This window comes from Desulfobacula toluolica Tol2 (assembly GCF_000307105.1).
In the GTDB taxonomy this organism is placed as follows: domain Bacteria; phylum Desulfobacterota; class Desulfobacteria; order Desulfobacterales; family Desulfobacteraceae; genus Desulfobacula; species Desulfobacula toluolica.
The window spans coordinates 3,678,606-3,701,657 of sequence record NC_018645.1 but is presented as its reverse complement, the minus strand read 5'-3'; the positions used below and the strand labels follow the sequence as shown (position 1 = coordinate 3,701,657).

General features: G+C 39.7%; 17 protein-coding genes. 4 read left to right on the top strand and 13 right to left on the bottom strand.

Translation table 11 applies throughout. The annotated features are described in order from the left end of the window. Window positions 1-24 precede the first annotated feature (24 nt). A complete protein-coding gene (locus TOL2_RS16880; RefSeq protein ID WP_014958509.1) occupies window positions 25-396 on the top strand; it encodes a hypothetical protein in 372 nt (123 codons plus the stop codon). Between the two features lie 80 nt (window positions 397-476). On the opposite strand, the gene TOL2_RS16875 is transcribed toward TOL2_RS16880, so the two are convergent. The 12 genes from TOL2_RS16875 to TOL2_RS16820 all read right to left on the bottom strand — a co-directional run bounded on the left by TOL2_RS16875 (window position 477) and on the right by TOL2_RS16820 (window position 19,438). After that, complete coding sequence (locus TOL2_RS16875; protein WP_014958508.1) at window positions 477-2,348, bottom strand: DUF294 nucleotidyltransferase-like domain-containing protein; 1,872 nt, start codon at window positions 2,346-2,348, stop codon at window positions 477-479. Between the two features lie 56 nt (window positions 2,349-2,404). Next, window positions 2,405-3,037: a LemA family protein gene (locus TOL2_RS16870; protein WP_014958507.1), complete on the bottom strand. Its 633-nt coding sequence runs from the start codon at window positions 3,035-3,037 to the stop codon at window positions 2,405-2,407. 17 nt (window positions 3,038-3,054) lie between these two features. Beyond that, window positions 3,055-5,190: an exonuclease domain-containing protein gene (locus TOL2_RS16865; protein WP_041279590.1), complete on the bottom strand. Its 2,136-nt coding sequence runs from the start codon at window positions 5,188-5,190 to the stop codon at window positions 3,055-3,057. A 210-nt stretch (window positions 5,191-5,400) separates the two neighbouring features. Beyond that, window positions 5,401-7,182, bottom strand: coding sequence for a sodium:solute symporter family protein (locus tag TOL2_RS16860; RefSeq protein ID WP_014958505.1), 1,782 nt, complete (start codon window positions 7,180-7,182; stop codon window positions 5,401-5,403). Between the two features lie 147 nt (window positions 7,183-7,329). Then, window positions 7,330-9,231, bottom strand: a complete 1,902-nt coding sequence (locus tag TOL2_RS16855) for a propionyl-CoA synthetase (protein ID WP_014958504.1) — start codon at window positions 9,229-9,231, stop codon at window positions 7,330-7,332. A gap of 34 nt (window positions 9,232-9,265) precedes the next feature. Continuing rightward, window positions 9,266-11,296 carry an acetate--CoA ligase gene (gene acs, locus TOL2_RS16850; protein ID WP_014958503.1) on the bottom strand — a complete coding sequence of 677 codons (2,031 nt, stop codon included), beginning with the start codon at window positions 11,294-11,296 and terminating at the stop codon, window positions 9,266-9,268. 725 nt (window positions 11,297-12,021) lie between these two features. Continuing rightward, on the bottom strand, window positions 12,022-12,825 hold the full coding sequence (locus TOL2_RS16845) for a DUF3786 domain-containing protein (RefSeq protein WP_014958502.1): 804 nt from the start codon (window positions 12,823-12,825) through the stop codon (window positions 12,022-12,024). Window positions 12,826-13,005: 180 nt separating this feature from the next. Further along, window positions 13,006-13,773, bottom strand: a complete 768-nt coding sequence (locus TOL2_RS16840) for an alpha/beta fold hydrolase (RefSeq protein ID WP_014958501.1) — start codon at window positions 13,771-13,773, stop codon at window positions 13,006-13,008. Window positions 13,774-13,785: 12 nt separating this feature from the next. After that, complete coding sequence (locus TOL2_RS16835) at window positions 13,786-14,283, bottom strand: DnaJ domain-containing protein (RefSeq protein ID WP_014958500.1); 498 nt, start codon at window positions 14,281-14,283, stop codon at window positions 13,786-13,788. 4 nt (window positions 14,284-14,287) lie between these two features. After that, window positions 14,288-15,121 carry a dihydrodipicolinate reductase gene (dapB, locus tag TOL2_RS16830; RefSeq protein ID WP_014958499.1) on the bottom strand — a complete coding sequence of 278 codons (834 nt, stop codon included), beginning with the start codon at window positions 15,119-15,121 and terminating at the stop codon, window positions 14,288-14,290. A 14-nt stretch (window positions 15,122-15,135) separates the two neighbouring features. After that, on the bottom strand, window positions 15,136-16,788 hold the full coding sequence (locus tag TOL2_RS16825; RefSeq protein WP_014958498.1) for a sugar phosphate nucleotidyltransferase: 1,653 nt from the start codon (window positions 16,786-16,788) through the stop codon (window positions 15,136-15,138). A gap of 4 nt (window positions 16,789-16,792) precedes the next feature. Then, window positions 16,793-19,438: a 1-acyl-sn-glycerol-3-phosphate acyltransferase gene (locus tag TOL2_RS16820; RefSeq protein WP_014958497.1), complete on the bottom strand. Its 2,646-nt coding sequence runs from the start codon at window positions 19,436-19,438 to the stop codon at window positions 16,793-16,795. Window positions 19,439-19,644: 206 nt separating this feature from the next. On the opposite strand from TOL2_RS16820, the gene TOL2_RS16815 reads away from it, so the two are divergent. Next, a complete protein-coding gene (locus TOL2_RS16815) occupies window positions 19,645-19,863 on the top strand; it encodes a hypothetical protein (RefSeq protein ID WP_014958496.1) in 219 nt (72 codons plus the stop codon). Between the two features lie 109 nt (window positions 19,864-19,972). On the opposite strand, the gene TOL2_RS16810 is transcribed toward TOL2_RS16815, so the two are convergent. Further along, window positions 19,973-21,148, bottom strand: coding sequence for an exo-beta-N-acetylmuramidase NamZ family protein (locus TOL2_RS16810; RefSeq protein ID WP_014958495.1), 1,176 nt, complete (start codon window positions 21,146-21,148; stop codon window positions 19,973-19,975). A 110-nt stretch (window positions 21,149-21,258) separates the two neighbouring features. Between TOL2_RS16810 and hisC the strand changes: the two genes are divergently transcribed. Together hisC and cmk are read left to right on the top strand one after the other, a co-directional pair. After that, window positions 21,259-22,350, top strand: a complete 1,092-nt coding sequence (gene hisC, locus TOL2_RS16805; protein WP_014958494.1) for a histidinol-phosphate transaminase — start codon at window positions 21,259-21,261, stop codon at window positions 22,348-22,350. Window positions 22,351-22,359: 9 nt separating this feature from the next. Then, complete coding sequence (gene cmk, locus TOL2_RS16800; RefSeq protein WP_014958493.1) at window positions 22,360-23,019, top strand: (d)CMP kinase; 660 nt, start codon at window positions 22,360-22,362, stop codon at window positions 23,017-23,019. Window positions 23,020-23,052: the final 33 nt, after the last annotated feature.

Sequence of the window (23,052 nt, the reverse complement as noted above, 5' to 3'; positions counted from 1 at the left end):
AAAAAAACAAGGAGCTTAAAATTTATGGATGAAAAACCATTAAAAAGTGTTTTTTTTCATTTTCGATTTAAATTTCTGGCGATTACCACCATTGCATTTTTGCTGTATGTTATTCTTTCCAGTTCAGCGGAATTTGACCAGTTTGCTTCCACACTTCAATTTAAATTAATGGGGCCTTTTTTTATTTGCGCAGGAATTTTCTATTTGATTTTCAGAAAATTCCCCATTAAATGCCCGAATTGCTACAAACTTGTTTCAACCCGTAAAAACTGGCATTGTCCGAATTGCGACCAAATGCAGGGAAAGGATCGGTTTTTAATGGATAAGTGCATTCACTGCCGGCAAATGCTATCCACTTCTTTTTGTGACCATTGCAAGGAAGAATTCAGGCTTTAACCCTTACGTTTTCAACGAAAAAAGTTTGTTTTAAAATAAATTTAAGCAATAGTCTTTAAATGGTTTTTATCAATTCGTGGTCAAGCGACCCCTGTGAATTCAATTCCCAGTTTTTGTTGAAGATTGTCGGTCAGTTTAAAAATTTCTTTTAACAGAGTCCGGTCTATGGCTGAAAGGTTGTGGGGGTTAATATAATTATCCGGGCTTTTTTTTTCATCCATGATGGTGGTGATCTGTCTTAAGAATCTTAATTGCATCATATAATTATAGGCCCTTACAATATCTTTGTACTCTTTGTCTGTTAATGCATGTTTTGTATAGAGTCTGAACAGTCTTGTAAGGGTGTTGGGGTGAGAAATTCCGTTTTTCAGGGCATACACCCGTGTAAAATCAATGATCGGAAGCATGGCAAGTTTTAAATCCAGAGACCCTTTTTGAGCCCCCTGGGTTTCTACCACAAGTTTGCCGAAAAAATTGATGGGTGGTTTGAAATAAAGTGTGTTTTCCGTAAGGTTGCGTAAAAAACCTGACCAGCCTGCAATTGCATCCAGAAGATAGTGTTTCAAGTCTTCCGCTATGGTCAGATCCCCCCAGGTTCCCCTGAAATCAAAAAATATGCTGGAATGAAGCAAATTTTCCGGATTTGAGGTTTTAATCCAGGTGTTAAAATAGTTTTTCCAACGAGACAGGGGTTGGCACCATTTCGGATTTTTTGCCATGTTATTGCCTTCACAGAACCGGTATCCCGCCATATCCAGCTGGTCGCAGATCAAATTTGCCAGGCCGTCAAAATAGTTTTTTGCCGTTTTTGGATCGTCTGTATCTTCATAAACAATGGCGTTGTCCTGGTCGGATATCAGGGTTTGTTCTTCACGGCCCTCAGACCCCATGGTTAAGAAGGTAAATTTACAAGGCGCAGGCCCCATTTTTTCAAGCGAGAAGACAATTATTTTATCAATGATGGCATCTGAAAACGCAGTGATCAGCCGTGTTATATATTCGGGGTTGGCTCCGTTCTTGATTGGGTCAACCAGCATGTTTTCAAGCTTTGAATGAATGTTTTCAATTTCCCGTATGGTGCTGGCCGATTGAACGGTTTTTATCAGCAGATGCGTGGATTGCGACTGGGCATAAATAAGGTCTTTTTCACTGATGATACCGGTAATATCACCGGATTGACCACGAACAACCAGGTGCCGCTTGTCATGTTCAACCATGGATAAAAATGCTTCAAAAACCTGGCAGTCCGCTGAAATTGAAACAAGGGGGGAGGACATGATGGTTGAAACAGGTTCAGACAGATCCAGGTTTTTTGCAATGCCTTTGTTTTTAAGATCCGCATCAGTTACAATGCCATGAATGGTGTGCTTGTTTTTTTTTATCAGCATGGCACTGGTATTATTTTGGCTCATTTTAAGGGCAGCGCTTTCAATGCTTGTTTCCATGGGACATGTGGAAATATTTGGCTTAAAAATAGACCGTATGGGCTGATTGAAAAAGGGCAGGTTGAACTCCTTGTCGTTGATCTGTCTTGCAATGATTCCGGCAAAGGATTTGTTCAACATGCATTTTCCAAATTCATTGGTAAAATAATCTTGAAACTTTGAATTTGTTTTGCAGGCGGCCAGGAAAATATCCGCCTTAAGGGTTAAAAAAACAGAATCTTCAAGAACATTTAAAGACCTGATGGCAATTGCATCATTCAATAAAATTGAAATGCCGCCAAAATTGTTTCCGGGCCGTAATTCTCCGGTCAGTATGTTTGTATGGTTGAGTGCATAATAATATTGGGCAAGGCCTTTGGAGAGGATATAAAGTTTTTCCACCTTTGTGATATCCTGTACAAAAAGGACAGTGCCTTTTTTGAGTTTTTCATAGGAAAAAGCAGAATACAGTTTGGTTTGTTCCTGATTTGAAAGCACTGAAAATGGATAAATATCTGATTTTTTCAAATTAAACCCATCCTTTTTAGAGTTCTTGTTTCAAATTTAGAGTTCATGTTTTAAATTCATGATGTTACGGGTGCAAAAGTTTTTTGGGCAGGCAAAAAAAGATCTTTTGAAATACTTGTATAGTGAATCTTGTTGAATCCAAACAGTTTTGCGATTAAAAACCCGGGAAATACTTTTGTTCTTAAATTAAAATATGCCACTTCTTTGTTATACCGTTTTTGTATTACAAACAGGTTGTCCTGGGTCGTATCAACTTGTTTTTTTAAAGCAGAAAATTGTTGTGAACTAACATATTGTGAACTGTTTTTATCAACCAAGGCTTCCAATTGGGATAATGTTTGCTTTATCTGAAACGTCAGTTGTGTTTGTGAAAGTTCAAAATCTTTTATCAAAGCATTTTCAACGGCAGATTCATGGGCAATGACCTGTTTTAAGATGATGGCTGCTTTTTGTGCTGTCTGGTTTATGGATGGTATGGATGTTTTTATCCTGCTTGTTTTTATTATTTCAACAAGTTCCGGCACTATATCCAACCTCTTTTGGCAGGCATCGGTCAAAAGTGATTTTGACGCTTCAATTCGATTCTGAGATCTTACAAAACTGCTGTACCCTCCGAAAATAACACAAAATACAATAATTGCCATCACAACAGAACAGATTCCAGTAAATTTTAACCATGGTTCAAGCATGTGCAGCTCCTTTGAAATTAATATTTTAACCGTGCATAGTAACTCTTTTTGGATGCTTTAATGGCATCTTTAAGGGTCAGAATACCATTGCTGTTTAAAATAGGGAGCAGTTTTAAAAAAATTTCTGCTGTTGCAATGGCATCCCCAAGGGCCGTATGTCTGCCGATAATATTCACCCCCAAGCGTTTTGCAATATTTTCCATATCATGCCGTTCATGGACCGGGTGCAGGATGGCAGATAAAAGAAGCGTATCCAGTACCGGGTTTGAAAACTTGATTTGAGTGGTCTTTTCCTTGACTTTCAGCATCTTCATGTCAAAAGCGATATTATGTCCCACAATCACCGTGTTTGAAGTAAATTGTTTGAATATTGGCAAAATGGTGCGGATATCTTTTTTACCATTGACCATTTCATAATTAATGCCGTGAATTTTATAAGATTCCATGGGAATGTCTCTTTTCGGGTCAACCAGTTCCTCAAAAATATCCTGGTATGCGATCCTGAGATTGACGATTCTCACTGCAGCAATGGAAATGATCTCATCACCGCCATCCGGATTCAGGCCGGTTGTCTCCGTGTCAAAAACCGTATAAGTGATGGTTCTCAAATTTGTATCCAGAAGATCAAGGTTTTCATCTTCTGTCTTGAACAGGTTAAAATCATAAAATTCAGGTCTGCTGCCGGCAATAACGGGGGGGCGTAGTTTTTCTCTTAAAGGTGTCTTGAATTCAGCTCTGGTGATGATATTGATTTGAGAACAAAAGTCAAAACTGTCACAGATAATCCGCAATTGAGCCTTGTTAAGTTTTAAAATATAAAAAAGACTGGGCAGCTCATTAAACCTTTTATACAGAAGTTTTTCGACCTGGTTTTTGTTTATCTGGTTTTTGTTTGACAGACGATTCTGCCAGGTTATTTCAAAAATTATTCTGTTGCCTGTTTTTAGAGAAGCGATGTTAAACTCATTGTTCAAAATAATATCCGACAGGTTTTTAAACAATAGGATCAATGCTGTTGTGAATAAATATTTATCAGCCTGTATCCTGTTGTTTTCAGTCTGATGGATGATATTCAGTTTTATTCCATATTGCGAATCAGCCTTTGATTTCATTGAATTGAGAAAATCCGACAACAAGAGTTTTGTCAAGGGTACTTTGGTTAATATGGCATCAAGCACGATATCTGAAACCCTTTCGTGGTGACGGGGAAGCTGATCAAGAATCTTAATCAGAGGAAGTCGTCCTGATGAATTCATTCTGTTTTTATCGTATGATTGAATTAATTCTTCTTTTACCAGCAAAATATGTTTTGACAGTTCTTTTTTTAAGGTTACAAGGGTTTTATGGGTGATATCATAGGTATTGATGTCATCGCTCACGTCCTGAAATGTGAGAATAAAACCGGTCATTTCTTTTTTCTGGTCAAGGATTGGAATGGTTTCAACACTGATTAAATGCCCGGTATGAATGGGGGTAATAAAATAAGATGCCACACTTTTTTGCTCATTTTTCAGACGTGTTTGAATTTCTTCAATGGCATGGCCAATCAATTCTTTATCAATCAGGTGAAATATGGATCTGCCAAGTCCGATAAAATATTCGGCTTTCAAAGACTTGCTTTCCTGTGAAAATATTTTTTTTGCAAGAGAATTAAACAGCAAAATTCTGCCGCATTTATTGCAGATAAATACACCCTGGGGAAGTTCAGCCATAATAGCTGCCAAAAGGTTTCTTTCTTCTTCTGTTTTTTTTCTGGCAGCCAGTATCTGTTCGGTAATATTTTTATTCAGGTTTTCAAACAGGTCTGCAAAACTATTGATAACGTATGACAAGGCTTTTATATCTTTGTTTCCGTTAATGGTTATACGGTGGGAGGGGTTGGATGAATAAATCATGGAGGCTTCGTCACAAATTTTTTTTAAAGGCTTGATGTATGTAATAAATATTATTTCAAGCCCGGCAAATGCAACGGCAATGCAAATAAAAACCGCACTGATAATATACAAAAAATAATCATTTGCCAGGGAAATGAGAATCCTGCCTTCTTCCCGGCTCAATGCCTGCCATAACAAAGACAAAATCGCGGTAATAACAACCAGGGTTGCAGCCAGGGCAAAAAAGACAAATTTCCAGAATCGGTTGGTCTGCTTCATTTTATCCAAAGACAAGAAGAATCCCGGCTAAAACAGTTATCCGGAATTCTTCTTTTTTTTTAAGGTTTAATGTTTATTAATTTATAATTATCCCCACCATCCCCAGCCGAAACTGGCAACAAAAAGGATGCAAAACAAAATGGTTGCAATCAGGTATTTGTCTTCTAATGCCATGATATGTTCTCCTTAAATTAAATTGTTTAAAAACAATTAATCCGCTTCCTTTGTCACATCCATTGTCTCTGTATCTGCGCGTCTGATCTGTTCATCGGACGTTGTTGACATTTCAGCTTTAAAGCAAAGAGCCCACATCATTACAATACCCAGTATCCACCAGACGATCTGCCATGCCCAGATGGGCGGGAATCCGCAGAACGTAAATGCGGTATTGCCGATAAGAACACCCGGACCAAGAGCCAGTAAATACCATACAGGAACAATTATTTTCATTCTGGATCGCCATTTTTTACCGTTTTCAGACGGGCCATCCACAGAGTCAAGCCAAGCTCTCACTTCTTTTTGACGGGCAATGGTTTCTTCACTGTCTTTAAACCCTATACCACGGCAAAGATAAGCCACGATAAGGCCTGTAAAAATACCCCAGAAAGCCGTGTGCATGGAAAGCGGATATTTCCAGACATAATAGGTTAAAAAACATGCAACAATAGCTGAAATAAGGCCTAACACCGCACCAATACTGGGGAATTTAAATCCCCAGTGAACACCCAGCAGACAGATGTACATAATCGTGCCAAAAGCGGTTGCAAAACCACCGATCATAACAATGGCATCCGTGGAGGTCAAACTTACCACAACTGCTGCGACCGCCAGAATGGTTGCAAAAATACGATTAGTCCAGATCTGTTCTCTGTGAGATCCCCCTTGTTTTCTGACATACCTCCACCAGACATCCCTCTGGATGATGGTGCCACCGGTTCCGATATAGGGAGCAGCCGTTGAGTGAATGGCTGCAATGGCCCCTAAGAAAACCAGGCCCAGAACCGGTCCGGGCAAGAATTTGGTCATGAGCATGGGCACCACGTCACCGTCGACTTTGGGGGCAAGTTCACCTGCCATCATCAATATCCTTGCACCAATACCCTGGAAAGCCGTAAAAAAGAAAAGAGCCAGGCCAACAACAAAGGTTGACATGAATACCTGCTGCCAGGCAAGGGGTTTGGGAGATGAAAGGCCAAAGTTCCATAGCGTAAAAGCAGGTGATGACTGAATACCCATGAGAGCAAACATGTAGGTTAAAATCATCACCGCAGTCCAGCCTCCAGTGCCAAGGCCAAAGTGGATCAAACCGGGAACTTTCATATATTTGTCTTCAAGGCCGTTCATTGATGCTGCAAAACCTGTCCAGCCGCCAAAAAGAGGTGATGTGATAACATAAAAACCCAGGAGTATAATACCGCCGACCAGGAGACAGAATTGAAGAACCCCGACCCAGGTACTTGCTTTAAGACCTCCGGTTACAACATAGAACCACACAATGAAGGCCATGAAGATCAGGCCGATGGTCTGGGGAACACCGGCAACCCAGTAAAAGAGTTTTGCTGCGGCAATAAGCTGGAGGCCTGAGTAAAAAATAGAGTAGAGAAATGCTGCAAGAACCGTCAGCCACCTGACACCTTCATTATTGTAATAGTAGGCGAACATGTCACCCGGTGTGATAAACCCGTACCGTTTGCCCATGAGCCAGTTTCTTTTGGCAAAAAATGCACCTGTGATGGGTATGGTTAGAACATAGAACGAGGCAAAAGCATACACAAGCCCTGCCTTCCAGATCAAACCGGGATGCCCTATGAATGTCCACCCGGAAAAAGATGCAGCCGTTGCCGCCATCAAAAATGCGATAAAAGGTATGGAACGCCCTGCAATTCCATAACCTGAAGCGGTTTTTTCAGTAAAAAAGCCCCTTAGCCCCCACCAGAAACAATAAATAATGTATAGTCCAAGCAGGATGTATACCCACATCTTTGGATCCATAATACGTCTCCTTTTGTTTCGTCTTACATTTCGATTGATCGGATCACTTACATGATTATCGATTGACAAAGATAATCAGGGCATACTGCACCACCTCCCTTCCGTGAATTGTTTTATATGTTTGATGCTGACTCATTTGTGAAAATTTCAGGCCTTGTTGCCGTATCCGATTTTTCCAAGGGATTCTTCAATTTCATCAAGTGTTGTGTGATCATCAATGGTAGCAGGGATTTTATACTTTTTTTTGTCTGCGATTGCCCGCATGGTTCCCCTGAGAATTTTCCCGGATCTTGTTTTGGGAAGCCGTTTTACGACGGTTGCGGTTTTAAACGCAGCAACCGGCCCGATTTTACTTCTGACCAGGTCAACAACTTCCTTTACAATTTCATCATTATCCCGATCCACACCGGCATTTAATACCATCATCCCAAGAGGAATCTGGCCTTTGAGTTTATCCTCAACACCCATGACGGCGCACTCTGCAACATCCGGGTGTTCTGCAATGACTTCTTCCATAGCTCCGGTGGAAAGCCTGTGGCCTGCCACATTGATAATGTCGTCTGTCCTGGCCATAACATAGACATACCCGTCTTCATCAATAAATCCTGCGTCAGCAGTTTCATAGTATCCAGGGAACATTGTCAGATATGAATCAACATATCTTTGATCGTTTTGCCAGAGTGTGGGCAATGTGCCCGGAGGAAGCGGCAATTTGGCTACGATGGCACCTATCTCCCCTGCACGGGCAGCCCGTCCGTCAGGGCCCAGAACAACCATATTCCATCCTGGAACAGCTTTTGTGGGAGATCCGGGTTTGACATCAAACCGGTGAAGTCCTACACAATTGGCTGCAATGGCCCAACCGGTTTCCGTCTGCCACCAGTGATCAATCACCGGTATCTTGAGGGCATTTTGAGCCCACGACAATGTGTCCGGGTCCAGCCGTTCTCCGGCCAGAAACAGGTAGTTGAAACAGGACAGGTTAAAATTTTTCATCAATTGGGCATTTGGATCTTCCCTTTTAATGGCCCTGAATGCCGTTGGAGCTGTAAACATTGTTTTGACTTTGTGCTGAGAGATCACTCTCCAGAAAGCTGCTGCATCAGGAGTTCCCACGGGTTTGCCTTCAAAAAGGATGGTGGTACACCCTTTAAAGAGGGGGCCGTAGACAATGTATGAGTGGCCTACGACCCATCCGATATCGGAAGCTGCCCAGTATACATCCCCTTTATCAACACCATAAACAGCTTTCATGGTCCACTTTAACGCCACCATATGTCCGCCGTTATCCCTTACAACACCTTTGGGCTGTCCGGTTGTGCCGGACGTGTAAAGAATGTAGAGCGGGTCTGTTGCTTTGACGTGAACACAATCCTGGGGAACTGCCTTTGCCATTTCATCATTCCAGTCATAATCCCTTTGCTCAATCATATTTGCTGTTGCCTGGGGCCTTTGGAAAATGATACAGGTTTGCGGTTTTGACTCGGACAGATTAATGGCTTCATCCAAAAGAGGTTTATATTCTATGACGCGTGTCACCTCAATGCCGCAGGATGCCGATACAATCACCTTGGGTTTGGCATCATTGATCCGGGTGGCCAGTTCATTGGCTGCAAATCCGCCAAAAACAACAGAATGGACAGCACCGATCCTTGCGCAGGCCAGCATTGCAAATACGGCTTCCGGTATCATGGGCATATAAATAATAACCCTGTCTCCCTTGCCAACGCCTTTTGAGGTTAAAACCCCGGCAAATTTTGCAACCCGGTCTTTGAGATCAAAAAAAGTGTATTTTTTGATGGTATCTGTTACCGGGCTGTCATAAATAATTGCATCTTGTTCCCCATTGCCGTTATCCACATGAAGATCAACTGCATTGTAGCAGGAATTTGTTTCTGCACCTGTGAACCACCTGTAGAATGGTTTGTTTGAGTCATCCAGAACTTTATCCCATTTTTTATACCAGTGGCAGTCTTCAGCAATAGATCCCCAGAATTTGTCAGGATTGTTTATGGATTGTTCATAAGCTTTTGCATACAAATTGGACATACAATAACCTCCTGAAACTTCAGCGGATAAATTATTATTTTTGAACCATGTGTTTGATTTCCTCAACAACTTCCGGGTTTGCCAATGTCATGACATTGCCCACATCCCCTTTGTTGGAGATGGCACCCAAGACCCGTCTCATGATTTTACCGGATCTGGTTTTGGGCATATCAGGAACCAGCCATACTTTTCTGGGCTTGGCGATTTTGCCGATTTGGTCGCAAATGGCATCGGAGATTTTTCTGGCCAGCTCTTCACTTGGTTCAACCCCAGTTTTAAGGGCAATATACAGGTCAGGCTCCTTGCCTTTGATATCATGGGAAACCGGTACAACAGCGGCTTCTGCAACCTCATCGACTACCATGGCTGCTGATTCGATTTCTTTGGTTCCAAGGCGGTGACCCGACACATTGATAACATCATCAATCCTGCCCAGAATCCTGTAGTATCCGTCTTCCGATTTTGTTGCAGCATCTCCCGCCAGGTAGGGCCAGTCTCTCCAGTCTTTGCTGTTGGGGTCTTTGCAATACTGGGCAAAATAGGTGTCAACAAATCTTTGTCTGTTTCCCCACACTGTCTGGAGCATTCCAGGCCATGGGTTTTGGATGCAAATATTTCCGGCAATGCCCGGTTCAGTGATTTCATTGCCGTCGTCATCCAGAATGATGGGGTGAATGCCGGGAACTCCGGGACCTGCACTGCCCGGTTTCATGGGACTGAGTCCCGGAACGGTACTGCAAAGGAATCCACCGGTTTCCGTTTGCCACCAAGTGTCTACTATTATGGCTTCCCCTTTGCCGACAGCGGATTCATACCATTTCCATACAGCAGGCTCGATGGGTTCTCCAACGGTTGTCATGTGTTTGAAATGGTAATTGTATTTGGCAGGTTCATCCGGGCCTAATTTTCTTAACGCCCGGATAGCGGTTGGAGCCGTATGGAAAATATTGACATCCAGTTCCTGGGCAATTCTCCAGGAACGTCCGGCATCGGGATAGGTAGGCACGCCTTCATAAATCACAGAAGAGGCGCATAGGGCCAAAGGGCCGTATACGATGAAAGAGTGTCCTGTGATCCATCCAATGTCAGCCATACACCAGTAAACATCTTCAGGGTGGATATCCTGGATGTATTTTGACATGGCCGTCACATAGGCAAGATAGCCACCGGTGCCATGCTGACAACCTTTGGGCTTGCCGGTTGTTCCGCTGGTATACATAAGAAACAGAGGATCTTCAGACAGCATTTTTTCAGGTTCTACCCGGGCACCATAGAATTTTTTGAGTTCATCATTAACAAAAAAATCGCGACCTTTTACCATGGGTGTGTCAGACGAAATTTTACCCGGATATCGTTGCCATACCAATACTTTATCAACCACTTGGCCGTCATCAGCAGAAATTTTTACTGCCTCATCTGCATTCACCTTGTGGTTGAGAAGTTTTCCTCCCCTGTAATAGGCGTCCATGGTGATTAATACACGGGAATTTGAATCCACAATCCTGTCAGCACAAGCACTGGCGGAAAACCCGCCAAATACAACAGAGTGGATGACGCCGATCCTTGCACAGGCCAGCATGGTGATGGGAAGCTCTGCCGACATGGGCATGTGAATGGTAACTCTGTCTCCTCTTTTTAACCCGGCAAAATCCCGTAATAATGCCGCAAATTCATTTACTTTCACATAAAGTTCCTGGTAGGTAATATGCTCAATTTTTTCTTCTTCCAGTTCAGGGACAAAATGGATCGCAGTTTTGTTTTTATTGTTTTTCAGATGACGGTCTATGCAATTGTAACTGGCATTTAAAAGTCCGCCTTTAAACCATTTAAAGCAGGGGGCATCACTTGAATCCAATACCTCATCCCAGTATTTATACCAGGTTAGAAGTTCTGCATATTCTGTGTAACAGTCCGGGAAATTATCCAGGCTGAACCGGTCAAAAACTTCAACATCGTTAAGGTTGGCCTGAGCAATAAATTTTGTGGATGGATAATAATAGTTTTCTTCTTTCCAGTGAACTGCGATTTGGGCTTCTGTGGTTTCAACGACTTCTTTTTTGCTCATGATCATCTCCTTTGTGTTTATGCGGTTTTAACGGTCAAGGTGCTAAAATGATAAAGAAAACGATAAAGACGGCACCACCTCCTTTTTTACAGAATAAAATACAGTATTAAAAAATTGAAATGTTTTTCATTTAAGGTTTCATTACAAAGTTTAATTACATTGATACCAGTATGCTTCAGTCGTTTCAGGTCAAGGACATACGATGCGCCAAATGAGAAGAGAAATCGTAATTATAAAGTGAATTCTGTTTATATATTGTATTTAACCCATATTAAGATATAAGGCTTAAGTCAACAAAAAAAGTTGATTTTTTTAATCAATGGTCGGTAAAAAAGTTTGGTAAAAAATATCTTTGAATTATAACAATAGTTTATGGAAGCCATTCTAAAAGTCAGGTTATGGTAAATTTAGATAGTTATGATTTTATATGCTGCAGGTTAAAAAAATTACCGAACCATTTTTTAATAAATAATGCGTGTTAATAAATAACTCGAAAAATTATTTCTAAAAATAATAAATACTGCAAGTGGGTAATATGAAATAAATCTTAACCTATTAAAATAATTATGGATAAATAAGTCATAACATTATTTAATGTGTTTTAATACCTGTTATCTTGGTGAATAAATATCGCAGATATAAAAATATATTAAAGATTGATGTTTTATTCAATAAAAAAATAATAATTTTGGAATTTTTATCGTACAAATCTGCCATGGCCGTTATTAAAAACCATGTTTCAAGGCGATTTTCTCAAACATCAAAGCAAAACCTTCACTAAGCGTATAGATGGATTCAATGTCAAGATTATCATCAGACGTAGTATCAAAATAGATGTGAAGACTAGACTCAAGACCATCTTCCGGCTTCCAGTAGCAAACCATTATCGGAAAAAGAGGCAAAGGATACAAAACAATTGAAATATCCGAATCAATATGACTGACAATTTTTTTTCCGTCAAAAATTTCCAGCATATCTTTAAACAGATCCGTATAGATATCAGCAATCCGCTTTAACGGTTTTTCACAACGCTGTTGAAAATGAGCATATCGGGAAGCTCCGCCAGTCAACTCCCGAAATGTGATCCAATTTCCGTTCGGAGATTTACCTGATCCGTTCAAGATATAGTTTAATACAGGCACCATCATATATGCATTGATATGAATTTCAGATGATATGTTGCACTTTGCATCAATACTTAAATTCTTACCAAAAATTTTTACGGTAAGTTTATTGTTGTAAAACTGGGCTCCTATGCGTTTCGCTGCTTTGGAAATATCAATCAAGGATATCTTTTGTTTGAGTGTTTCAATAGCTTCTGCTTTATATTCATCAATGGTATTGGGTTTTTCAATTGCCCCCCCATACTGTTCAATCACTTTTTTTTCCAAATAAGGGCACGCATGTATCGGTTTTTTTTCCTTAAATACAGCCACTGCAAATGCCAGGCAGGTTTTTTCATTACATTCTTTACAGTTAGAACCATTCAGCAACTTAAAGATTTCCATGGGATTATTGATATGTGACATTCAAGAATATTCCTTTTTTAGATTTCCTCTAATTTAATTATTTGCGATCCAGTAACAATTATTTGTGTAAAAATAAAGAGGTATTTGAATTTTACAATGAAAAACATATTACTTAATGAATTGTCAGGCTTGATCATATGAGTGGTTATTATGCCTGACTTTTTATTTTTTATGCTGCTTTCATAGAATATGACTAATAAATTCAGTTATGATGTTTAATGCTTTTTCAGGCTGCTCAAGGTGTGGAGAGTGTCTGCAGTTATCAATCAGGCAAGTTCTGGCATGATTTACATGGCGGCGAATGGAATGAATATGCCTTACGGTTCCATACTGATCGTCTTTTCCCTGGATGGCAAGCATGGGAACATTGATGTGCTTTAAGTATTTTTCAATGTTCCAGTTGATAAAATTCGGGTTTAGCCAGACATCATTCCAGCCGCGGAATGCATTCTTTGTATTTTTACCATGATATTTTTCAAGGCGTTGCTTTAAATCATGCTGTTCATAATTGGTTTTTGCCTGTTGAATGCACTCTACAGTGACGGGTTCACAAAACAAATGTGCGGCTTCAGTGATAAGCCCTTTCAAGCCTCGTGCATATGGGCTGCCGGCAAAGATGATGCCAATGGATGCGCCATCCGAGTGACCAATCAAAATATAATCTTTAATTTGAGCTTTTTTTATGATGGCCGGCAGGATGCTAAGGGCCTGTTTGTGCATAAAGTTGATTTTCCAGGGGACGGGGCATGGATCTGAATTGCCGTATCCAAATCTTGAAAAAACCAAACAGGGACAAGATGTCATTTGGGAGACCCTTTGGGGGAAATCTTTCCACATTTTTGCACACCCCAGACCTTCATGCAAAAAGATCAGGGTGGGATGATCTTTTTGTCTTTGCTTATGCCACTGCACTTCAATCTTTTTGGAACCTATTTTTAAAAATTCCATAGGCCACTTTCCTTATTTATTCATTAATGTGTCATAAGCCTGTTGGATTTCAAGGAATTTTTTATTGGCAAGATCGGAAAATTCTTTGCCCATATGGGATACTTTATCAGGATGGTATTTTTTTATAGCCTCCTTATATGCCTCCTGGATTTTTTTTTTTGATGCACCGGGTTCAATACCTAAAACAGCATAAGGGTTTTTGGGAATATTTTCAGAGGTGGTTTTTTCCTGATAGGCCTGACTTGTCTTTTGGCTGGTCTTTTGTCTGTATTTTTTGTTTGAGGTAAAATTCGCATTTTTTTGTTCAAAAGACTGGTTGAAAGGTGCCTGGTTTTTAAACAGGAAATTGGGCAGTCTTCCATAACGGATCAGATAGACAATGGTGCCGAGAATAACACCATCATCAATCCAGCCGATATAGGGCAATAATAGATCAGGAATGATATCCACAGGGCTGATCAGATATGCCAGTGCGAATATGATTAAAGCCAGTTTTACATAAAAATTCAATTTATTACGGCCTGTTTAATACATCAATCATCGTATATAGTTTTTTGGAGTCATCAGGTTTATTAAGTTTTTCCATCAAAAAAACAACAGCATCAAAGGTGCCGCTGACATAAATATCCCGGCCGTTGATATTGTGTTTGAATTCAAACAAAGCTGATCCGTCCGGTGCGGTTAATGTATAGGTATGCCATCCGTGACCGGCTATGTGTTCTTTGGGGATTTTCCATTCTTTTCTTTGTACTTCAGGATCTCGTACCATTTGAATTTTGTTCACATCAAAATTTGCGCCCAGCTGATTAAAATATCCTACCATTGCCTTGGCAGTCCCTGAAGTGTCTGCTTTTCCGTTTTGATGGCTTTCCGACACCTGAAGAGTATACCCTTCAAAAAGGCCTGGGAATGTGTTTGCCGCATATTCCATCATTGCCTGGAATCCCACAATCTGCTTGGCCATATTCGGCGCAATAACAGCAGGAGTAGAAGATTTTTTTACAACCTGCTCAAGTTGCTCCCTGTTTCCTCCCGTGGTTCCCATGACAAAGGGAATCTGGTTTTGGGTATAAAAAAGCGCATTTGAGTTTACGGCAGTGGGGTGAGTATAATCAATGGTAATAAAAGAGTTAAACTGGCGTTTAATCCGGATGATTTTTTCATCCCTTACATCGGGTTTGACAAGTTCAAATCTCATCTGGTCGATCGTAATGGTTTTGTCTTCGATTTCCTGACCCGTAAGGGAAAAGGGCATGACATTGAACCGGTTGTCGGTGATGCCGGACCGGGCCATTGTTTTAGCAACATTGCCCGGCAGCCCATTGATCATGATATTTATTTTTTCCATTTTAAAAAAATTCCTTATATAGCTTTAACAAGTTTTGACAGTTTGGGTATTTTATCCGTATTCAAACCGGAGATGATTTTTTTTAAAGATTTTACAGCATATGGGATATACTGTTCAAACCCGGTTTTCTTTTTTGTTTGAGTCAAAAAACTAAAAGCGCCTAAAAATTGCAGATTTCTTGTTAAACAGCAATATTGATAGCAGTCTAAAAAATTTTGTCTTTCCGTTTGGCTCAATTTTAATTTTTCCGTGGTGTATTGCAAAAGATCCTTTTGTATTTTACCTGTTAAGTTAACATAAGGGTCGATGAGCAAAGATGCAAGATCATATTGCAAAGGCCCGGATCTGGCTGATTGAAAATCAATAAAAAACGGCTTATTGTTGTGTATCATGATATTTCTTGACTGCATATCTCGGTGCATCAGCCCGATAAATCCGTGTTTTAATGCATGGTCTGAAATATGGTCAAATTCATTTGAAAACTCATGAAATGATATATCAAGGTTTAAATACCCCTGGATGAATGCCTCTATGAAATACCGGCATTCTTTTTCAATAATCAATTCTTTTGAGTAGGTTTCGGTCTGGCAGGTCCATTTTTTATTAAATCCCTGTAAGCCCTTGATTGAAAAATCAATGACAAAGTCGATTACCTGTTTATAAATCTTTAATGTAAATGAGGTGTTATTTTTTTGTTTGATCCTGGTTTCAAGGTGTATATCTCCAAGATCATCAAGGGTTACCATTCCTGAAAGCTCATCGTGATTGAGGATGCGGGGGACTGGAATGTTCCTGGAAAAAATATGATTTCCGATATGGATAAAGGCTTTGAGTTGCCGCAGGCGATCCGTTGCCGGCATGCAGATGCCATGGTCGCTGATAACAGCGGTTTGATTACCATATGATGCCCTGTACCATTGCCTGTCTGATCCGTCTCCGGCAAGGGTGTCAATTTGAATGTCTTTGATTTTGTCGTGTTCAACCCCGAACCGGGATGCAGCCAGTTCAAGAAGGGAAGTTCTTGAATAAGATTCTAATGTGCCGATATCAGACCAGAAAATATTTTTTTCCACAAATGCTTTTACCTGTTTTAGACGGATGAGGCGTTGATATACTTCAATGCTTGAAAATGATTTTTTGTCGGGAAAATAATCATAAATTTGTGGAGACAAAACCTGTATGCCGGTAAATGCAAGACCATTTGCTTTTGAATCAAAATTTTGGATATATCCCTGATCATCAATGCTGACTTTATTGAATTTGTCATGATCATGAAGAACAAGCGTTGCCAGACTTTTTGATTCTTTATGGAACGCATATAACTTGTTCAGGTTCACATTTGAAATGACATCGGAATTAATGACAAAAAAAGGATCATCCGTTAAAAAAGGTTTTGCATTGGCAATGGCACCTCCGGTTTCAAGGATAACAGGTTCGTGGATGGTTTTAATATCAATAGGAACATCAAGTTGATCAACAAAGGCTTCTATCTGGTCGTGCAAATGATGGGTATTGATCAGGATATAGTCACATCCATTGTCCACAAGGTGTTTGATGACATGTTCAAGCACGGGTTTTGACATCAATGTAAACAAAGGCTTTGGGATTGTTTTGCTGTAGGGTAACAGCCGGGTGCCGAATCCTGCTGAAAGAATAAGTGCTTTCATGGTTTTATGATGCTATTAAAAGAATTAATCGGTCAATAATGTTTTTGTAATACTCAATCTGTGTATGATCCTGGGACCCGTTAATCCCGGATTTGGTAAAATAATGGACCGCGTTTTTATAATTCACCAGGGATAAGGATTCTTTAAAGGTGATTATTTTCCCTTTATAAAGTTTAGTTCCCTTGGAATGAATTTTTTTGATTTGCTCTTTTCCCTCATGCTTGCCGGCTTCATATTTTTCAAAGTAAAGAAGGGTGGTTTTGTAAGATTCAAAAAAAGGCTGTAAAAAGGCTGCAAACCATTTGAGTTTGCGCAACCCCTGGGATGTGATGCTGAACATATCCAATTGCCGGGAATCAGGTACAATTATACCGTCGTTTATAAATCCCTTGATACATGTTGAAATATCTTCTTCGTAAGTTGTCTCTTCATCAAAGAAAAATTCATCCGTGAATATCTTTTCCAGGAATTTATATCGGACAACAAGATCTGAAGACGAAAATTGAAACCTGTCTGTCTCAAGGATGGCAACTGCAGTGTAGGCAAATTTAACAAAAAATGATATCACGGAATTTTTATAATAGTCCAGAATTGCCCGTTTGTTGTCTTTTACAATAAAAACAGTGTGTTCTGTGATATCGTTGTCATCTTCATCTGCAAGTTCGATAAAATTTCTTGAAATAAAGTCGTTGACGACCGAATTCAGTGTGTTATCAGAATCAATCAAAAGTGTATCGGAAAGCTCTGCATTCATAAATGTCAACAGATTCATATAGGTGTTGACCCTGGCAATCATCTGTTTTTTTGTAAAACTGTTTTTAGAGCAGTTTAATACGGCGCTTGCAATAATACCATGGGGGGTTACAACGGCATTGGTATTGATGGCATTTATAAGCTTATAACCAAAACTTTTTATAAATTTTATATACTCATCACTTGAAGTTTTGGAAAGATCAATATTCTTTTTTTGAATATACTCTTTTATGGAGATGGGTTCATCAAATCTCATGTAGACTTTGCCGTATTTTTTCTTTAGAAATTTACGGGCATTGATGAGTCCTTTCAACGTTTCCGGTGTTTTTTTGCCGCCTTCAATTTCTTTTAGATAGGCATCTTCTTCAAGAACACGGTCATAACCGATAAAAACAGGCACAAAGTAAAGATTGCTGCATGCACCATTAATATATGCATTAATAAGCATGGCAAGCCCTCCGGGTTTCGGGCTTAAAAGTTTTCCTGTCCGGCTTCTTCCACCTTCAATAAAAATTTTTATATTAAATCCTTCATACAGAAGTTTTTCCAGGTATGCGGCAAAAATTTTTGCATAGAGCGGCGCACCTTTAAAGGTGCGTCTGAGAAAAAATGCTCCACCCCCCCTGAACAAAGGGCCTAATGGCCAGAAAGACAGATTTTTCCCGGCTGCAATGTGTGGACAGGGCATATTGTTTTTAAACATGACATAGGGCAATAAAAGGTAGTCCAGGTGGCTTTTGTGACATGGCACAAGGATAAGCGGGGCTTTGGTCGATTTTTCCCTCATTCGGTTGATCTGTTCCTGGTTGACAACAAGATCTTCAAAAATATTTTTAAACACCCAGGCCAACAGCCAGTTGCCGAAATTGATGATTTGAAGATTGTAATTTGCTGCAATCTCTTTAATATATCCGGCCGCTTTTTTATGGGTCTTACTCAAGGTAAGTTTGTTTTCCGATGCATATTCAGCCAGGTACTCGCGTAAAGATTTTTTTGTCAGGATATCTTCGGTGATTTCCTGTCTGGATTTTAAAACAGGGCCGGTAATGCTTTTTCTCTGTCTGTTCAGGATGTCTACCAGGTGGCTTCTCAATCGATGGACCTGGAATTCCGAAGCAAGCTGTTCAATTTCGGGCCTGCTGATAAATTGTTTTAAATTAACCGGTTTTGTGATTTCAACCCTTATTTTTTCAGGCTTTTTGAGTATGATAAAAAAACGTTTGATTAATCCTGGTTTTTCATGGGTTCCCAAAAGGATATCCGCTAATGTCGGATTTTTTCTCATTGGTTTTGTGATATAAATAATATCTTCCGGGATAATTATGACGGATTTTTTTGTGTTTTTTTGAAGTTCAATTAAAAGGAAAAGTGGATCAGGGGTTGATTTAATAAATCTTTTATAGAAATCTTCTTCTTCAATTAAGCAGATAAATCCGGATCTGCCGTTTAATAATTGTTTTGTGGCATAACCTGTTGTATAGGCATCTTCAAAATGAAAATGGCGGAAAAAATAATTCATATGGCAGATAAAGATCCGGCACAGCTGTTTTACAGGCAAAAGAAAAAGAAACCTGAAATCAAACCCTATCTGGGGATATGGCAGGTTAAGGTTTTTTAATTTTGTGTGAAAATACAAAAAATCCAGGACTCTTTTGTTTTTACTGGCATAAACAACTATGTTGTTTGTATCAATATTTTTTATTTTTTCTATATTGTGATCATCAAAATTAAGCTTGTTGATCAATCGTTTAATCAGCTTTTGAATAAGATATCCTGAGTTGCCGGGATAAAAGCATAGAAAGTGATCTTCTGTATTCTCCGGCATGGGGTTTGTCAGCCTGCCAAGCTTAGGCCATAGTTTTAGACTAAGGCCTTTAAGCTTTTGAAATAACGCCATTAGTTTTCCTTATAAAGGATTTTTCGATTAATGATATAACTGTGCCCTAATTATCAAAGGTTTGTTGGAATGGCAATCTTAAAATAGCCTTGAAAAAAACAAAGGCTTGTGCTATTTTTTCGAAACTTATGTTGACAATTTTCATATTTATTTGATTGTGAATGAATAATTTACTGCTTAAATTAAAATTTTAGGAGGACCTTTTTATGAAAACATTAATTGGTGGAGCGATTGCAGTTCTTCTGGGTGTTGTGGGCTTGGCTGTCTGGTTTGATGAATTTTTAAAGCTTCTGGCAGGGTGTGTTCCACTTGTTCTTCTTTTGGGTGGTGGTCTTGGTCTTTATCTGGGATTTGACGAGTTGAAAGATTCCTGGAAAAAAGATGAGGGCGTTGATGCACCCACATCTCAGGATGCTAAATCTTAAATTGATACATTTGAAACGAACATAAAAATAAAAAATACAGCCATCAAAAAAAGCCTGCTTTACAGCAGGGCTTTTTTTGATGACAAAAGTTGCAAGCAAATCAGCTGCGTCATTCATATAAATAATATTTTCCTGAAAGGCTTTTAAATCTTTCCAGATCTTGTTGCCATTTGTCTGGCAAAAGAGTTAAATCTTCCAAATTAGTCAGCTTTTTACGCATAGCTTTGCTGCCCAAGATAAGATCTATGGGCATTTTTTTAAATTCATATTCATAAGGGGGTTCTTTGAATTTAAAGTCATCCATGTGATGCCGGATAATCAGCTGAAGTAAGATCATGGATGAAAAATATGGTTTGAATTCATAGGGGGAGGTTACATGAATTTGAAAGCCTTTACAAATACTGCCCTGACATTTTCCAGATGTCGGTTCAAAATTAACCGGACGAAGACAGGCACCTTTAATTATTTTATCTGCTTTGGCTTTGATTTTTTTTGTATCCAGGAAAGGGGCTCCAAATTGTTCAAACGGCAGAGTGGTGCCGCGTCCTTCTGATATGTTGGTGCCTTCAAAAATAACTTGTCCCGGATAGACTATACACGAATTCGGTGTCGGCAGATTAGGAGAAGGGGGTATCCAGAAACGCCCTGTATCCTTCCAGTACATTTGTCTTGTCCATCCAGTCATGGGGATGATGGTCAGATCGCACCCCATATTGAATTGCTTATTGAAAAATTGAGATATTTCTCCCACCGTTAATCCATGCCGCATGGGAATAGGAAATCTTCCAACAAAGGAAGCATACTCTTCTGCCAGGAGATTGCCCTCAACCTGTATTCCGCCGATGGGATTGGGCCGGTCAAGGATAACAACCTGCTTATTGAACTTTGCCGCCACTTCAAGACAAAAGGAAATCGTATAGATAAAGGTATAGACCCGGGTGCCGACATCCTGAATATCAATGAGCAGAACATCCATTTGATCAAACATCTCTTTGGTTGGGATTCTTGTCTCATTATATAAACTGTACACAGGGATATTCAGATCAGGTTCCACAAAGTGTTCGGATTCAATCATATTGTCCTGTTTTTCCGCATAAAATCCGTGCTGGGGAGAAAAAAGTATTTTTAATTGATCCGGGAAACGGCGATGAATCAGTTTTGAAGCGTGGTTGAAATGATGGTCAACTGATGCGGGGTTGGATAAAAGGCCAAGCCGTTTTCCTTTTAAAAAATCCGGCGGATTTGCAATCAGGTTCTCAAGTCCGATGGTTACATGTTTATTCATAAAATCCTTAAGCTTATTATGGGTTAAGGGTTTTAAATATCATAACCATTGACAAAATTTCAAATCCTAACTAAATATAATTCTTTTTATTTTTTAGGAGACTGAAGGTTATGAAATTTAAAATTAGCGAACAGATAGCTACGATTAAACCCTATGTGGCGGGTAAACCGCTCAAGGAAGTTGAAAGAGAGTACCATATTTCAAATCCTATCAAGCTTGCATCCAATGAAAATCCCATTGGATTTTCTCCAAAAGTTTATGATGCCGTGTCGCAACATATGAAGGATATGAATCGGTATCCTGAATCTTCAGCCTATGTTTTAAACAATAAGCTTGCAAAAAAATTTCATATTACCCCGCAGAATATTGTCTTGGGAAATGGTTCTGATGATATTATCGCATTATTGGCCCATGGGTTTTTAAATCCAGGGGATGAGGCACTCATGCCCCTGCCTTCTTTTTTAATGTATGAAATCAGTGTTAAAACAGCAAAAGGGGTGCCGGTCATGGTTCCTCTGGCTGATTTTGCAACCAATCTTGAAGGTCTTGTTGACAGCATATCCTCTAAAACCAGGTTGATTTTTATTACCAATCCGTTTAATCCCACAGGCAGTACGATTACCTGTGATGAGTTTAATGAATTTTCTCAAAATGTACCGGACGATGTCATTATTGTTGTGGATGAAGCCTATATTGAATTTGTAAGAGATGATGCTGTTTATAATTCCTTGAAAAATCCATTGCAGGATCCAAGGGTTGTGACACTTAGGACATTTTCCAAGGCTTATGGACTTGCCGGTTTCAGGGTAGGGTACGGCATAATGGATTCGCAAATTGCTGAAATTTTAAACAGGATCAGGCAGCCGTTTAATGTGAACAGTCTTGCCCAGGTTGCGGCTGTCGCCGCCCTTGATGACGAGGCGTTTTTAAACAAAAGTATCCGAACCACTCATGACGGCCTTGATTTTCTGTTTGATGAACTTGCCGGTATTGGTATCCGCTGCTTGCCTACCCAGTCTAATTTTCTGATGCTGGATCTTGAAATTGATGCCACTCAAGTATTTGAACAAATGCTGAAACTGGGTGTTATTGTGCGGTCAATGAGTTCGTACGGGTATGATACGTTTTTACGGGTTAATACGGGAACAAAAGAAGAAAATATCGCTTTTATTCAGGCCCTTAAAAAGGTTTTAAAAAAATAAGGATTAAAGATGAACACGCGAATCATTACCATTGACGGTCCTGCCGGAGCGGGCAAGACTACGGTAAGCCGTTTGTTGTCACAAAGGCTTGGGTGCGTCCATGTTGACACCGGAGCCCTTTACAGGGGGGTGGCCTTTGAAATCCGGCAGCAGAAAATTGACTGGGAAAATGATGCTGCACTTGAAGAATTTTTAAAAGATCTGGATCTTAATTTTGTTATTGAAAAAAAGGCGCTTGCCTTAATGTCATCTGGAAGAAATATCACCAACTTTATTAGAACGCCAGACATCACCATGCTGGCATCTTCTTCTTCGGCAAAACCACAGGTTAGAGCAGCTCTTTTGGATATTCAACGCAACATTGCCAAAACAAAAGATGCGGTTTTTGAAGGCAGGGATATGGGGACGGTGGTTTTCCCGGATGCGGCATATAAGTTTTTTCTTTTTGCTGATTTAAATGTTCGTGCAGCAAGACGATACGATGAGATGCCGGATGAAAAAAAGGATATTCGCAGGGTTCAAAAACAAATGGAGATGAGGGATTATAAAGATTCCCGGAGAAAGTCAGCGCCTCTAAAACTGGCAGAAGATGCCATAAAAATAGATTCCTCTTTTTTAACTATTGAACAAGTTGTTGAAAGAATGATTGGAATTATTGAAAAACCTTGAAAATCGTAATAATTTTATTGATAATTTTATTTT

Coding starts and splice junctions, on each gene's coding strand:
- TOL2_RS16880 (WP_014958509.1), top strand. CDS start 25: ATGGATGAAAAACCATTAAAAAGTGTTTTTTTTCATTTTCGATTTAAA.
- TOL2_RS16870 (WP_014958507.1), bottom strand. CDS start 3,037: ATGCTTGAACCATGGTTAAAATTTACTGGAATCTGTTCTGTTGTGATG.
- TOL2_RS16865 (WP_041279590.1), bottom strand. CDS start 5,190: ATGAAGCAGACCAACCGATTCTGGAAATTTGTCTTTTTTGCCCTGGCT.
- TOL2_RS16860 (WP_014958505.1), bottom strand. CDS start 7,182: ATGGATCCAAAGATGTGGGTATACATCCTGCTTGGACTATACATTATT.
- TOL2_RS16855 (WP_014958504.1), bottom strand. CDS start 9,231: ATGTCCAATTTGTATGCAAAAGCTTATGAACAATCCATAAACAATCCT.
- acs (WP_014958503.1), bottom strand. CDS start 11,296: ATGAGCAAAAAAGAAGTCGTTGAAACCACAGAAGCCCAAATCGCAGTT.
- TOL2_RS16845 (WP_014958502.1), bottom strand. CDS start 12,825: ATGTCACATATCAATAATCCCATGGAAATCTTTAAGTTGCTGAATGGT.
- TOL2_RS16840 (WP_014958501.1), bottom strand. CDS start 13,773: ATGGAATTTTTAAAAATAGGTTCCAAAAAGATTGAAGTGCAGTGGCAT.
- dapB (WP_014958499.1), bottom strand. CDS start 15,121: ATGGAAAAAATAAATATCATGATCAATGGGCTGCCGGGCAATGTTGCT.
- TOL2_RS16825 (WP_014958498.1), bottom strand. CDS start 16,788: ATGAAAGCACTTATTCTTTCAGCAGGATTCGGCACCCGGCTGTTACCC.
- TOL2_RS16820 (WP_014958497.1), bottom strand. CDS start 19,438: ATGGCGTTATTTCAAAAGCTTAAAGGCCTTAGTCTAAAACTATGGCCT.
- TOL2_RS16815 (WP_014958496.1), top strand. CDS start 19,645: ATGAAAACATTAATTGGTGGAGCGATTGCAGTTCTTCTGGGTGTTGTG.
- TOL2_RS16810 (WP_014958495.1), bottom strand. CDS start 21,148: ATGAATAAACATGTAACCATCGGACTTGAGAACCTGATTGCAAATCCG.
- hisC (WP_014958494.1), top strand. CDS start 21,259: ATGAAATTTAAAATTAGCGAACAGATAGCTACGATTAAACCCTATGTG.
- cmk (WP_014958493.1), top strand. CDS start 22,360: ATGAACACGCGAATCATTACCATTGACGGTCCTGCCGGAGCGGGCAAG.